The organism is Paraburkholderia hospita, from assembly GCF_002902965.1.
GTDB classification, from domain to species: domain Bacteria; phylum Pseudomonadota; class Gammaproteobacteria; order Burkholderiales; family Burkholderiaceae; genus Paraburkholderia; species Paraburkholderia hospita.
Window position 1 is genome coordinate 1,883,139 of sequence record NZ_CP026106.1, and the last position, 13,264, is coordinate 1,896,402.

Consider the following 13,264-nt stretch of genomic DNA (forward strand, 5'->3'; position numbering starts at 1 on the left):
GGAGCCGCGTCATATCTGATGCGATCTTCCGCTAAAGGGGTCGGAATAGCCTTCTAAATCAAAGCCGCATTGTAAAGTGCAGGCGCCGGAAAACGCGGCGCGCGAACACTCTGATACAAAATGTTTAATCGCGGTAATTTTCGGTGGTTGGCAGGTAGATCGGTAGCCTATCGACTGCCTTTTAAACCATGCGTCATAAAGCCGCTCAATCTCATATCGGCACGGCGCGCGCGAAACTTGAGAAATGCCCGGGGCGGCAATCAACCTGGAGACGTCAATGGCCGACATTAGCGAATCGAAAACGATCAGCGTGGCGATCGCGCGCGACTGGCGCGAGGTGTACGCGTTCATGGAGCATCCGCTGTCCTTCGCGCAGTGGGCGTCGGGGCTCGGCAAGCCGTTGCGCGGCGAAGGCACACAATGGACTTTCGAAAGCGCCGATGGCAAGCCCGTCGACGTGCGCTTCACGCCGCACAATGCGTATGGCGTGCTTGATCACTATGTGAGCACCGGACAGGGAGATGAGATCTATATACCGATGCGCGTCGTCGCGAACCGCGAGGGAAGCGAAGTGCTGTTCACGCTGTTCCGAACAGCAGGCATGAGCGACGCGCAATTCGCCGCGGATGCGCAGTGGGTCGAACGCGATCTCGCTGAACTGAAGCGCTTTCTCGAGCAGAAGTGAAGCCTGCTCGATTCACGCGCGCTCGATCGTCACGCCGAGCGCTTCGAATGGCGCCGTGGTCGACCCGGGTGCGCCCTTCTCGACGATGATCGTGCTCGCCGCGTCGATGCCCGCAATCATGTACGCCGACGCGGCATTCAACTTTTCCGACGACGCGAGCACGATCGTCTCGGCCGCGCGCGCGACCAGCGCGCGTTTCACGTAAGCCTCTTCGAGATCACCGGTGCTCAACCCCGCCTCGGGATGAACGCCCGTCACGCCCATAAAGTACAGATCGGCGCGGATATGGCCGAGCGCTTCGATCGCGGCCGCGCCCACCGTCACCATCGAATGACGGAACAGCCGCCCGCCGATGATCACGATCTCCAGCGCCTCGTGCGCCGCGAGTTCGACGGCGACGCTCGGACTGTGCGTCACGATCGTCGCGCGCAGGTCGGCGGGGAGATGGCGCGCCAGCTGAATGGCAGTCGTACCGCCGTCGATAAAGGCGATCTGGCCTGGCGCAATCATCCGCGCGGCGGCCCGGCCAATCGCCGCCTTCGCTTCCGAGCCGATGGCCTGACGCCCCGCGAAATTCGCCACCGCCGGCGACGAAGGCAATGCGCCGCCGTGGACGCGCTGCAGTTTGCCCTCTGCGGCCAGCTCCCGCAGATCGCGGCGCACCGTGTCTTCCGAAACGCCGAATGCCTCGCTCAGCGGTTTGGCGAGCACCTGGCCGTCGCGCTGGAGCGCATCGAGAATCAGATTCTTACGTTGGGAAGTCAGCATCGATTTGTCTGATGGTGCCGTTTTTCAAGTTTGCACGAATTTTCTTGATTTTGCACGAATCTGCACGATACCATGATTCCGTTCGAGACAAGGAGGATTCATGGGCAAGACGGCTGACCGCGTGCGTATCGTCGATGTGCAGGTGCTGTCCGACGACTGGTACGTGCTGAAGAAGAACACCTTTGACTATCGGCGCGCCGACGGCAGTTGGCAGCGACAGAGCCGCGAGACCTATGATCGCGGCAACGGCGCAACGTTGCTGCTCTACGATCCGCGGCGACGGACCGTCGTGCTGACGCGACAGTTCCGCTTGCCTGCGTTCGTCAATGGACACGAAGGGATGTTGATCGAAACGCCCGCCGGTTTGCTCGAAGAGGCATCGCCGGAAGAAAGGATTCGCGCTGAAGTCGAAGAGGAAACCGGCTATCGCGTGGAATGCGTGCGCAAGGTGTTCGAAGCGTTCATGAGTCCGGGCTCGGTGACGGAAAAGCTCTACTTCTTTGTCGCCGAATACGATGCCGATACGCGCATAAGCCGTGGCGGCGGAATCGCCGATGAAGGCGAAGATATCGAAGTACTCGAACTGCCCTTCGACGATGCACTAGCGATGGTCGCGTGCGGCGAGATCATGGACGGCAAGACCATCATGTTGCTGCAGTACGCGGCGCTTCATCTGTTTGTGAATGAATGCGCAACGGCGAACGAAACGCGCGAATAAAAAAACCCGTCGGGCTTCAAATGAAGCGCGACGGGAAATGCGTGGAAATCTCACGACACGAATGTCACTTGCTACATGGCGCGATCAGAACTTGTGGCGAATCGCTGCACGGAACGCGAGCTGGTTCGACGTCGACGACGGAGCCTGCGTGCCGAGAATAAACGCGTTGTCCATGATCGAGTTCGTCTTGTCGCCCGCGACCTTCTGGTACACGCCCTGCACGTAGAAGTCCGTGCGCTTCGAGATGTTGTAGTCCGCCATCAGGCCGACCGTATGGACCTTCGGCTTGGCGCTGCCCGTCGATGAATCGTAGTTCTCCAGCGTGTACACGTATTCGCCGCCGACATAGAACGCGGGCGTCACCTGGTACTTCGCATTCAGTTCGAAGTTCTGGAACCTCAGGCGATTGAGCGTCGAGCCTGCCGCGACGATCGCGCCCGGCGTGCCGAGATATCCGTTGCCCGTCGGGTTGTGGTAGTCCGAGTTCGTGTAGGCGAAGCCGACCGTCGCCGAGCCGAATGTGTAGTTGATGCCCGCGCCGAATACACGCATGCGCTGGGCGAAGAAGCTGGCGTCGTTGGTCGCAATCGCGCCGCTTGACGTTGCGCCCGTGTTGTTCGCCTGCAGGTAAGCAGCGGCAAGCAACAGGCTGCCCGTCGCGTATTGCGCGCCGAAGCTGTACTGACGGTCGTTGGCGAAATTCACGTCGTTGCTGAAGCTATACGTGCCGCCGAACTGGAAGCCGGCAATGTCCGGGCTCGCGTACTTGACCGTGTTGTTGACGCGGAACGAGTTGTCCGTGTTGTCGTTATCGAACGGGTGCGAGAACAGATAGCCAGACCAGTTACCGTTCGACGTCGTTTGCGCGAGATAGTCGACGACGGAATCGTATTGGCGGCCCAACGTGACCGTACCGAACCTGTCATTCGACACACCGACGTACGCCTGACGGCCGAACATGCGGCCGCCCTGCCCCAGACGGCCACTATTCAGGTCGAAGCCGTTTTCGAGTTGAAAGATCGCCTTGTTGCCGCCGCCCAGATCTTCCGCGCCTTTCAGGCCCCAACGGCTACCTTGCGCATAGCCGCTTTGCAATTCGACGACGCTGTGGCCGTTGACGCTATTCGTATAGTTGACGCCTTCGTCGATCACGCCATACAGCGTGACGCTGCTTTGCGCGAAAACGGGAGCGGTGAAGGCGGCTGTAGCGGCCAGCGCGATGACCTGTTTCTTCATTGGACGATCTCCGATTTTGGTAGATATGTTGGTGGCGTGTGTTCTGGGTTTAACATTTTTCGTTCGGCATGCTTACTATTTGTTCAGCTTTTGCCGTTTTGTTTGCACGCACTTCCGGTTAGGGGTGCGTGCAACGGACGTGATGCTGCCCGAGCGCAATCGCGTCGTCTAGTTGAAGTCAGGACAGTGTTGAAAATCGTTGTGAAATGCCCACGAATGGTGCATCAATTCTCGGGATTGAATGTGTCTGTAGGGGGAATTCGAGATTTTGTGGCGTGAAATCGTTAAAGATTACTTGCGCGAAACTTCGATGCCGTGAATCGGAATAGTCCGATAGGACGTGCGGAAGCGTCTTCGTATCCTCTTCGCCTCCATATGGCGAACGCTTAAGCTGCTTCCAGTCTCTGGAGCAACTGCGTCGCCATCAACGCCCGAAGCGCTTCGCGCTACGGCGCCGCCACGTAGGAGGCAAGGATGCACACAAGTCGCAACAACATTGCCCGGAATTCCCATCAGGTCACTGCAGGCTCGAATCACACGACTACACCGCAGGTGATCGGGATCGTCGTATTCGACGGCTTTTCGATGCTGCCTGCGGCGGAAGTCGCCGACGTGTTCGACAAGGCGAATCGGGTTCTGGCGATCGGGCACGGCGACGCACCTGCGTACAGAACCATATTTGTCTCGCGTTATGGCGGTTGCGTCTCAAGTTCGGCGCACATCGATGTGCTGACACAATCAGCCGACTTCTTCGGGAAAACGCGAGCGCTGTTTATTGCTAGCAGCGATGCCGAAAGTACTGCTCAGCACGGGCAAGTCGAAGGATGGTTGTGCAAAGCAGCAGTCGGAATCGAAGAGATTATTTCAATCGCCAACGCCGGGCCCGCTGGGTCATATGCGTCCGTCGCGCGTTCCGGTGTTCGACAGGCGTTGGAACTGGTACGTCAGGATTTCGGTGCGGCCACGCTGCGGCGGGTACTAGACATGTTGCCTGATTCTGGCTTGTCGAATTTCATCACGATCGTGAGCGATACCGGCACGTCGATCAAGCAGAAGATCCTCGAAAGCGCGCAATGGATCGCGAGTAATTGCAACAGGTCAATTTCAATCACGATGGCAGCGCAGACAGCAGGGATGAGCGAGCGCTCCTATCTCAGGCACTTCCGTGCCGAGATGGGACTAAAGCCGTCCGAGCATTTGCGGCGCTCAAGGGTTGATCTCGCGGCAGCGATGCTGGAATCGAGTGATTTGCCCGTCGACAAGATCGCGAGGCGGTGCGGCTTGACAAGTGGTGAATGTCTGGCAAGGTTATTCAGGCAAGTCAGGAATGTCTCTCCGACAGAGTACCGGGCGCGGGTACGCTTGAGTCGCATCGAGAGCTAAGCCTCGTCGACGTCACACATTCCTGCCACTCATTGCTGACGTAAACGATGCTCACACCTATTTCCAAAGCCACTGATTTTCTCTGCATCATCGGTGGCGCTTATATTTCCAAAAGCGTCGTCTTTCACGATGGCGCCAATTTTTCACATATCGACGGCCTGTTCGGCTTGCTTGGCGTCGTGCTTCCATTCGTTACGTTCCGCCTGACGCGGGTTTATCAGCCGTTTCGCCATGACACGATGCGCCAGAGTGCCGCGCGCGCCGTGCTTGCGTGGCTTATCGCTCAACTCGCTTTGATCGGTATTTCGCGTGCCTATCCCGGCACCGGGCTTCGGGGGGAATGGCTAGTCTGGTGGACGTCGATCGCGGCATTTGCGCTGGTCGCCGGTCGTTGCGCTATTCATGTGATGCCGTCGCTGATGCGTTCATGGCGATTCGCACCAACGCGGGTGGCAATCGTCGCGCCATTCGCCGCAAATGGCGATCTGCTTGGGAGGATTGCCACGCAAACGAGAAATGCATTCGTGCCGGAAGTTATTTACGACCCTTCCCTTCCCCTCGATACAACGATTGAACAGATTCCAGCTGTGCACGAAATGAACGTATTCAAGCAGGTGATGCGCTCACGGGAGCTTAGGGAAATCTGGATCGTTAATCCACCTTTTCAGCCAATCTCTGTTGAAAATCTATTCGTTGAATTCAGGAACGAGTTCGTAAACATTCGGGTGCTGCCGATGTCCGAGGATGCAACTCCCATCGGCGGAACCATCGTTGGACACCACCGGGGTGTTCCTGTGCTGAACGTCATGGCAACGCCCGAACGCAGTTGGGATACCATTCCAAAAGAGATATTCGATCGGCTTTTCGCGCTCTTTATACTCCTCGCGATATCCCCTGTGCTTGTGGGGATTGCGATTGCAGTGAAGCTGTCGTCACCAGGGCCTGCGCTCTTTAGGCAATACCGGAAAGGCATGAACGGCGAAGTGTTTTCGATCTATAAGTTTCGATCAATGTATCAAAGTGCAGACAAGCCTGGAGCCGTTGTGCAGGCACAAAAGGGAGATGCGCGTATCACGCGGGTCGGGCGTTTCCTTCGTAGTACGAGCCTGGACGAGTTGCCGCAGTTTCTGAATGTTCTAAAAGGGGAAATGTCGGTGGTTGGGCCCCGGCCACATGCCGTTGAACACGATGAATACTATAAGGATCTCGTCCAGCACTATATGTTCCGGTATCGGATCAAACCGGGGATTACGGGGTGGGCGCAGGTTAATGGTTTCCGCGGGGAGACGGCTGAACTGGAGAAGATGGAAGGACGGGTTAGACTTGATTTGTATTACATCCAGAACTGGTCGTTCTGGATGGATATGAAGATTATTCTTTTGACAATATTTAAGGGCTTTTCGGGGAAAAATGTTTATTGACTGGACTCCCCAGCTCAAAACGTGGCATGCAATCCATCATTATTTGCGGCGTGGAGCGCCGGATGAGGTCACGTGCAACTCATTAGCTGCGACCATGAACCGGTTCTTCAGGAGATCAGCGGCATGCTCGAAGAACTCGCTAACGCATGGAACTATGGCCGTCCGACGCCATCAAGTCTATGCGCGCGCGGTAGCAGGTTCAACCGCGCTATGGACGAACGGCCTTCTCGCCGACCGCTACGACGCTATAATAAATCTCGAGGAATTGGACGTCCGAGGGTTCGATCAGCCACTCGGGCTTATAGATTCCGAACTTCAGGTACGCGCGACTATCATCGGGATAAGCGTTCGGCATACCGTCACCGTTGAAGACCTGGCGACCATCTTTCCAAAGTCGTGTCGTCGCGCGACGTCCGGTCGCATCCGGCGCGTATTGCAGCGTCCAGTCGACCCACCTGCCAACGTCATCCATCGCGCAACAGATCCGAACACCAGACCCGTGTGCCGTGTTCTTGCCACCACGCACCGACACAGCATAGTCCGCACCAGATAACGTGAGCATAAATGGCGGCGGCCCACTGAGGGCGCCGTGGTGAATCTGGGTGATAATTTCCCACTGCTGATGGTCGAACGCGAAGTTACGTGGGAGATAGGTTCTCCAACGTATCAAATACTCCCTTCCTGGCGCTAGACGGATGTTCGAGGGTAGTAGAAATTCGGTGCGGGGCGATCCATTGGCCACGCCTGAAAAATCTTCCCCACGATTTATCTCAACGTGGACTGCCCGGTTGCCGGGCGTCACGGGATCGTCGGCAAGTGTGATGTCTTCACGCCTAGCCGCTTGAACTGGCAAGTCTTTCATGCCGTGTCGCAGATCCAGCACAAACGAGGTGCGATATGTATGCGGATCGCCACCATCGAACAGGCCGGTTGCCTGCGCGACGGACAATCTGAAGAACATACTGAAGAGCAGCGTTGCTTTTCTCGGGCGCGTCATCACTGCGCATTCACCCAGGCGGCAAGACAGCTGGAAAGATCACTCGAGCCTCTATCTTGTCGATCGAAGTCCAGTCTCTGCGCCCCTTCCAAGGCTGATTTTATGATCTCGTCGAACTCACTTTCCTGCCAACATACGTGCATGCCAACCAGACCTTCAAGGCTCCGGGCGGTGTCAATCTGGTGGTCGTTTCGGTGCTCGTTCAATCGATGCTGCCGCGGCACAACCACGATCGGCTTTCTTAGCCGGCGGGCCGTCAAAATGCTTCCCATACCTGCGTGGGAAATCACGAGCGTAGCTTCCGTGGTTAAACGCTCCATCTCTTCACGCGACAGAAACGCACTGTAATTTATGTTCACCGGCGTACAAGCGCCATTACATATCTGCGCAAACACTTTAACTTCAGGATGCTTTTCAGCCCAGCAATCCGTAAGGCGAACCAGACGATCGAATGGCATCTGCGTGCCGACGGTAAGAAAAATCAAAGCACCGCTCCCCAATAACGCACGGTCGGCGTTTCAAGGTGGCGCCATTGAGTAAGTGTCTCGCTGGCGAAATGTCGGGCAATACGTCCAGAAAGCGACAAGCGGGCCGAATTGGCAATGCTGTCGATCCAGATCGTCTTCGCCTTCGCACCGACTAGCCTGCTCAGTGCGACTGCCAGCAACCCCGGAGCGGCTCCAGTCGACACGATGACGTCGGGACGTTTGGCAATTAAAATGCGTGATATCTGGAACGCCAGACCGACCACCTTGATTGGCGTCGTTTTATTCGCTTCTATCAAGCAATAGCCGTCTTTCCTCGCCAGTAACGTGTCGGTCCCCGAAACCGCCCAGACCACGTCATGCCCAGAAAATGCGGACGCAAGAATCGACAATTGAACGTAATGGCCCCCGTTGGAGCACACCAACAGTATTTTCTTTTTCATTCTCAATGAGTTTTATCGAGTGAATCGTGCGTTCCGCCGCGATTTTGAAGCGTCTGATAAACGTCTACATATTTGCGCGTGATTGCGTCCGTGCCAAATAGCGACCTCGCGTGTATATGCGCGGCCACTCCCATCCTTCGAGCGATCGCCTGATCGGATAACAAGACGCCGATCCGGTCGGCCAAGGACATCGGATCACGCGCATCAACCAGGAACCCCGTATCACCCTCTTTAACCAGGTCGAGAAAACCGCCCAACCGCGTACCGACAATCGGAAGCCCAAGTAACATGGCTTCGAGAGTTGCGATCCCGAAAGATTCGAAGTGACTTGGCATGCAAAACAGCTGTGCATCTCGTAGGAATTCATACTTCACATTTCCATCTATCCACCCGAGAAATTTCACTACATCACCGACGCCGTGCGCAGCTGCACGGGCCCTCCAGAATTCGACATCTCCCTCCCCCGCCAACTGCAATTCCACCTCATGTCCGCGCTTCCTGAGAATCGACAGCGCGACCAGCAAATCTTCCATTCCTTTAAGCAACGTAAGCTTCCCGACGAACGCGATATAGGGACGCTGATTCGCGACAGCAACGACAGAAGAGACTCGGAACGCTTCGGCGGCATGCGCCGTATTACCGATAATTCGAAACATGCGCGGTCGTATCCGATGGTTTTCAAGCATCGTTTCGGTCCGTTGAGAAACACCCACTACTGCGTGAGCACCCTTCAACAGATGCAGGACGATCAGGCGCCGTATTCCGCGCGCTTGTGCGAAAAATTGTCCGAATTCACCGGAGTGGAGGTGAATGATCGTCTTGCAACGCAGCGCCTTCGACATCACGAAAAACACATATTTCCGATAGACCGAACCTCGCACTGCTACGTGAAGATGAACAATGTCTACGCCCTTTGACAGATATGCGAAAAATTTGGGAACATCGAACAGCAGGAACATGATCAGGTCGGCCGCGCGTTTGAACCCGCGCGTCTCGAAGAACGAGAATAAAATGCCACGCTGCTCGAATGACTCATGTTGCGACGCCAATTCACGAAGAACCGTATTTATGCCTCCGCGCTGCTTCGGGCCGACATGAAGCACATGCGTCTTGCGCATCAAAGCCCCCTGCCGATACCGTAGTACTCGATACCGGAACGGTCGAGAACTGACGGTTCATACAGATTGCGTCCGTCGAAAATCACCGGCCGCTTCATCTGCCGAACCAGAACATCGAAATCGGGGCTTTTGAACGACTTCCATTCCGTCAATGTGACCAGCGCATCGGCGTGCTCCAGCGCGGTGTCCTGGTCCGCAACGAATCGCAGCCGGTTCAGAGCCGATGGCTCGGATCCGAGGTCCGAGGTCAAGGACTTGCGCGCTTCAGGCATGGCGACGGGATCGTAGGCTTGAACCGTCGCTCCATGCCTTAGCAGCGCTGCAATGATCGGGCGACTGGGTGCCTCGCGCATATCATCCGTGTTTGGCTTGAAAGCTAAGCCCCAAACTGCGAAGGCGTACCCGGTCAGATCACGCCCGAAACGTTGATAGATTTTCTCCAGGAGTACCGAGCGCTGAGACTCGTTAACTGCCGTTACAGCATCGAGGATCTGCATCGAGTACTGTTGCTGCGAAGCAGAATGCCTCAGCGCGTTGACGTCCTTAGGAAAACAAGACCCGCCGTAGCCGACCCCGGCATATAAGAAGTCGTAACCGATACGTGGATCCGAGCCGATGCCTCGACGTACGGATTCAATATCGGCGCCGAGTCTCTCGGCGAGGTTCGCCAACTCGTTCATGAACGATATTCTTGTTGCAAGCATGGCATTGGCCGCGTATTTCGTGAATTCCGCAGACGGTACGTCCATGTGTAATGTACGGTCGTGGTTTCGGTTGAACGGTGAATAGAGTTCGCGCATGACCGCTCGCGCACGCAAACCCGCTTCGTCGGCCTCGCTTCCGATCACGATCCGATCCGGACGCATGAAATCTTCGACGGCTGCTCCTTCCTTCAGAAATTCGGGATTCGAAACAACTGAAAACGAAGCCTGGACGCCACGCGCGGCCAACTCGCTCGCTATCACTTCTTTCACGCGCGATGCCGTACCGACGGGCACCGTGGACTTATTGACGACGACCTGAAAGCCATCAATGCGGCGTCCAACTTCTCGAGCGACGTCGATAACGTGTGTCAGGTCGGCTGAACCGTCCTCGTCGGGGGGCGTTCCAACTGCGATGAACAGGACATCGCCGTGTGCGACGCCGACGTCCATATCGGTCGTAAACTTGAGCCGCATCGCCTGCCGGTTTCGATCCATCACATCCTTCAGTCCGGGCTCGTAAATCGGAACTCCGCCCGACAGCAGCGTGTCTACTTTCTTTCGATCAATATCGACGCAAACGACTTCGTTTCCGATATCTGCCAGACATGCGCCCGTCACCAAACCCACATAGCCGGAGCCGATAACTGTTACCTTCATTTTTGTCTACCTGTTTATCTGATCTGTCAAACACCGCGTGTTGCTGGAACAGCGCGCCGGATCACCACTGCTATCAATGCAAGGTATGGACTGACGACAGCTGAGCCGAGGACGTGGCCTGCCGTACATGCCATTCCAATCAAGACCACAAAGAAGAGATGTGCGAACCGGTTCGCCCTTCGATGTGCACCGCGCCGAATAAACGTCCGGGTAAGCGCGATGGCATAAATTACGAAAATCGGAACACCGAAGGCCAATAGCAGGTCGAAAACATCCAGTTCGACCATGTAGCGCACCACGGGGTGTCCCCCCGTCAATAGCGCGATGTAGCCGTTCGCCTGCACATCGGTCCATACGTTTGCAAGCTTCAGATTCCGGCCGGAGAGCAGCAACGTTAGAACGACGTCGTCATCGGTGTGGCCACTCCTGTACTCGAAGTAGCGCAGGCTAAGGTCGACTGCCTGATTAACTGCCGGGACAAAAAAATAGGCGCTGGTCGCTGCGATGGCTAATACAGTCAGCACCAATCCTGCATACCAGCTTGCCTTTATGGCGTTGTACCTGGCAAAGAAGTAAGCGCAGGTAACGCCCATCGCACCCAGCATTGCGCCTTTTGTTCCAGTAAGGCCCGAGGCGACGATCATGCAGCCAACCAGCAACATGCTGCGCCACGTCCAGCCTCGTACGAGAGCGTGCAGATATCCTAACGCCGTAGCGGCGACAACAAGCGCCGCCGCTTCATTTTGCGCATAGATGATCCCCTTGTATCCCGAGCGGATTTGCACGTCTGCTTGATAGCTGCGGAACAGATCGATAGATAACGAAGCGCCGACGATGATTGACAGGCCGTATGCCATGAGCGCGGCGAATGCGACCGATTGCACCTGCTCGAGCCGGCGGTCCGTTAGCATCATCATGGCGGCCGGATAGACAAAGAACGTGAACACCTTCAGCACGAACACGACTTGCTCAAAAAGCTCATGCGCCACAAGCATCCCGAATGCATATGAGCCGATCGTCGTGCATACCACGAACGCGAAAGCGGCCGCTTGACGAAGTCCGCCCATGCTCGTGCGCGACCCATAGATCAGACAGACGATGAGGCTGATAGTCATCATCCCACGCAGCAATAGCGAGATCCGCGCATCGACGCCAGCCCCTGCGCCAGCCCCTTTGGCCGCGTACACGGAAAGAAAATCCGCGAAGGGCGACAAAGCCAAACCAATAACAAGTGCCCCCCACACAATGGCCGCGGCTAATTTGAAACCGGCATCCGTGCGAATGGGTGATCGGTCGGGCTTTAAGGTTTCGTAGGCGGATCTGTCGATGGAATGCATTCGATTCACCTCAGCCACGCGCAAGTTGCGCGAAGTGCGCGCGCATTGTCGGCGAGCGGATGACCCATCTAAGATAAATGCCGAGTAATGCCACTTCAGCGACCAGATATGCGATAGCGGCTCCGCCTGCTCCCATATGGGGCACTAAAATGCAGGCGAGCATGATATTGAAGAGCCCGGCACCAAGCATGGCGCGCGCTCGGCGAGATGCTCCGTCAAATGGGACAAGCACCTGCAGTCCCAGGAAGTACGCCAGATTCCCGAATACCGTGGATAGGCAGAGCCAGTTCAACACTCCAGCGGCCGCTACGAACTCGGAACCCAACACGAGGCGGATCAATGCACGCGACGAGACCACGCATATAAGCATGCCAACGGACGTCGTCGCTATCGTGCCGACCAGTCCGATCGTCGTCAGGCGCGCGGCGGCCCGCTTGTCGCCAGAGCAACCTTGCGATAGCAGTGCCGATATCCTTGGGTACAAGACGGTATTGATCTGCATCGGTATCATGTTCCCTACCGTTTTTAGCTTGTCCGCAGACGCATATACGCCAGCCTGATAAGGCCCCGACAGACTGCCAAGAATGACTGTGTTAGTCGCGCTAAAAAGGCTTACCGAAGCAGTAGAGAGAAACATTTCAGCGTTATCGAAGATCTGGCGCCTTACGGCCCCCCATGAAAATCTTGGGTTGCGAAGCAGCCCTTGGTGATACGCAAAGAAAAAGGAACCGACAGCACCGAACATGGATGCTGCAGATTGAACACCGATCGCCACATTGACATCATGCGGATATTTCACCAGCAAGAACGTTAGAGGTATTGACGAGAAACGGCTGACCAATGCGATGCAGGAGAGTAGCGAGAACCGTTCGAGTCCCTGCATTAGCCAATGCATCGTAAACACGTTCGCGACAACGCCGACCCAGCCAATCCATAACGCGGCCTTCAACTCGCCCAACCGTTGAATCATGCACGTTGCCCCGACGAGGATCGCCATTGAGAGGACACAAAGACATGTTTTGGCGCCAATGACAGACCAGATCAAATCGTTAAGCCTGGAATGATCGTGGCGAGATTGAGCGACCGCACGCGGGCCGCTCAGATTGAACCCCCACTCCGTTACGGCGATGCCATACATGGTGAGTGCCGTGACATAGCTGACCGTTCCGAAGCCAGTCGGCCCCAGAACGCGCGTCAGATAGGGAAACGTAGCGAGCGGGACCAAGTAGTTACCTATTTGCCAGATAACCATCGCAGCGAAGTTTCGACGTAATCTCGTCATGTCGCGCACCATCCCGACGCGGTCAAGTGG

13 protein-coding genes are annotated in these 13,264 nt (G+C 56.3%); 4 read left to right on the forward strand and 9 right to left on the reverse strand.

What is annotated here, in order from left to right:
- Positions 1 to 277 precede the first annotated feature (277 nt).
- On the forward strand, positions 278 to 685 hold the full coding sequence (locus C2L64_RS26750; RefSeq protein ID WP_090835720.1) for a polyketide cyclase: 408 nt from the start codon (positions 278 to 280) through the stop codon (positions 683 to 685).
- Between the two features lie 12 nt (positions 686 to 697).
- Here the strand turns inward: C2L64_RS26750 and C2L64_RS26755 are convergent, their stop codons facing one another.
- Complete coding sequence (locus C2L64_RS26755; RefSeq protein ID WP_007579129.1) at positions 698 to 1,453, reverse strand: DeoR/GlpR family DNA-binding transcription regulator; 756 nt, start codon at positions 1,451 to 1,453, stop codon at positions 698 to 700.
- Positions 1,454 to 1,553: 100 nt separating this feature from the next.
- On the opposite strand from C2L64_RS26755, the gene C2L64_RS26760 reads away from it, so the two are divergent.
- A complete protein-coding gene (locus tag C2L64_RS26760; protein ID WP_007579130.1) occupies positions 1,554 to 2,171 on the forward strand; it encodes an NUDIX domain-containing protein in 618 nt (205 codons plus the stop codon).
- A gap of 84 nt (positions 2,172 to 2,255) precedes the next feature.
- On the opposite strand, the gene C2L64_RS26765 is transcribed toward C2L64_RS26760, so the two are convergent.
- Complete coding sequence (locus C2L64_RS26765; protein ID WP_007579131.1) at positions 2,256 to 3,407, reverse strand: porin; 1,152 nt, start codon at positions 3,405 to 3,407, stop codon at positions 2,256 to 2,258.
- Positions 3,408 to 3,881: 474 nt separating this feature from the next.
- On the opposite strand from C2L64_RS26765, the gene C2L64_RS26770 reads away from it, so the two are divergent.
- Together C2L64_RS26770 and C2L64_RS26775 are read left to right on the forward strand one after the other, a co-directional pair.
- Positions 3,882 to 4,790, forward strand: a complete 909-nt coding sequence (locus tag C2L64_RS26770; protein WP_007579132.1) for a helix-turn-helix domain-containing protein — start codon at positions 3,882 to 3,884, stop codon at positions 4,788 to 4,790.
- A gap of 47 nt (positions 4,791 to 4,837) precedes the next feature.
- On the forward strand, positions 4,838 to 6,211 hold the full coding sequence (locus tag C2L64_RS26775; protein WP_007579133.1) for an undecaprenyl-phosphate glucose phosphotransferase: 1,374 nt from the start codon (positions 4,838 to 4,840) through the stop codon (positions 6,209 to 6,211).
- Positions 6,212 to 6,419: 208 nt separating this feature from the next.
- On the opposite strand, the gene C2L64_RS26780 is transcribed toward C2L64_RS26775, so the two are convergent.
- From C2L64_RS26780 to C2L64_RS26810, 7 genes are read right to left on the reverse strand one after another with little or no spacing between them, the layout of a single operon-like run.
- Complete coding sequence (locus tag C2L64_RS26780; RefSeq protein ID WP_007579134.1) at positions 6,420 to 7,208, reverse strand: polysaccharide lyase; 789 nt, start codon at positions 7,206 to 7,208, stop codon at positions 6,420 to 6,422.
- Entirely contained in the window at positions 7,208 to 7,693 is a 486-nt protein-coding gene (locus C2L64_RS26785) for a glycosyltransferase (protein ID WP_007579135.1), read from the reverse strand. Before C2L64_RS26785 ends, C2L64_RS26780 begins: the two co-directional genes overlap by 1 nt.
- Complete coding sequence (locus C2L64_RS26790) at positions 7,690 to 8,136, reverse strand: glycosyltransferase family protein (RefSeq protein ID WP_007579136.1); 447 nt, start codon at positions 8,134 to 8,136, stop codon at positions 7,690 to 7,692. The genes C2L64_RS26785 and C2L64_RS26790 overlap by 4 nt, the downstream gene beginning before the upstream one ends.
- A 2-nt stretch (positions 8,137 to 8,138) precedes the next feature.
- Complete coding sequence (locus C2L64_RS26795; RefSeq protein ID WP_086909633.1) at positions 8,139 to 9,254, reverse strand: glycosyltransferase family 4 protein; 1,116 nt, start codon at positions 9,252 to 9,254, stop codon at positions 8,139 to 8,141.
- The gene (locus C2L64_RS26800) at positions 9,254 to 10,615 is read right to left on the reverse strand and encodes a UDP-glucose dehydrogenase family protein (protein ID WP_009770240.1); all 1,362 of its coding nucleotides are present in this window, start codon (positions 10,613 to 10,615) and stop codon (positions 9,254 to 9,256) included. Before C2L64_RS26800 ends, C2L64_RS26795 begins: the two co-directional genes overlap by 1 nt.
- A gap of 26 nt (positions 10,616 to 10,641) precedes the next feature.
- Positions 10,642 to 11,952, reverse strand: a complete 1,311-nt coding sequence (locus C2L64_RS26805) for an O-antigen ligase family protein (protein WP_009770241.1) — start codon at positions 11,950 to 11,952, stop codon at positions 10,642 to 10,644.
- Between the two features lie 10 nt (positions 11,953 to 11,962).
- A complete protein-coding gene (locus C2L64_RS26810) occupies positions 11,963 to 13,234 on the reverse strand; it encodes a flippase (RefSeq protein ID WP_007749025.1) in 1,272 nt (423 codons plus the stop codon).
- Between the last annotated feature and the right edge of the window lie 30 nt (positions 13,235 to 13,264).

Coding starts and splice junctions, on each gene's coding strand:
- C2L64_RS26810 (WP_007749025.1), bottom strand. CDS start 13,234: ATGACGAGATTACGTCGAAACTTCGCTGCGATGGTTATCTGGCAAATA.
- C2L64_RS26790 (WP_007579136.1), bottom strand. CDS start 8,136: ATGAAAAAGAAAATACTGTTGGTGTGCTCCAACGGGGGCCATTACGTT.
- C2L64_RS26795 (WP_086909633.1), bottom strand. CDS start 9,254: ATGCGCAAGACGCATGTGCTTCATGTCGGCCCGAAGCAGCGCGGAGGC.
- C2L64_RS26780 (WP_007579134.1), bottom strand. CDS start 7,208: ATGACGCGCCCGAGAAAAGCAACGCTGCTCTTCAGTATGTTCTTCAGA.
- C2L64_RS26765 (WP_007579131.1), bottom strand. CDS start 3,407: ATGAAGAAACAGGTCATCGCGCTGGCCGCTACAGCCGCCTTCACCGCT.
- C2L64_RS26755 (WP_007579129.1), bottom strand. CDS start 1,453: ATGCTGACTTCCCAACGTAAGAATCTGATTCTCGATGCGCTCCAGCGC.
- C2L64_RS26775 (WP_007579133.1), top strand. CDS start 4,838: ATGCTCACACCTATTTCCAAAGCCACTGATTTTCTCTGCATCATCGGT.
- C2L64_RS26800 (WP_009770240.1), bottom strand. CDS start 10,615: ATGAAGGTAACAGTTATCGGCTCCGGCTATGTGGGTTTGGTGACGGGC.
- C2L64_RS26805 (WP_009770241.1), bottom strand. CDS start 11,952: ATGCATTCCATCGACAGATCCGCCTACGAAACCTTAAAGCCCGACCGA.
- C2L64_RS26760 (WP_007579130.1), top strand. CDS start 1,554: ATGGGCAAGACGGCTGACCGCGTGCGTATCGTCGATGTGCAGGTGCTG.
- C2L64_RS26750 (WP_090835720.1), top strand. CDS start 278: ATGGCCGACATTAGCGAATCGAAAACGATCAGCGTGGCGATCGCGCGC.
- C2L64_RS26770 (WP_007579132.1), top strand. CDS start 3,882: ATGCACACAAGTCGCAACAACATTGCCCGGAATTCCCATCAGGTCACT.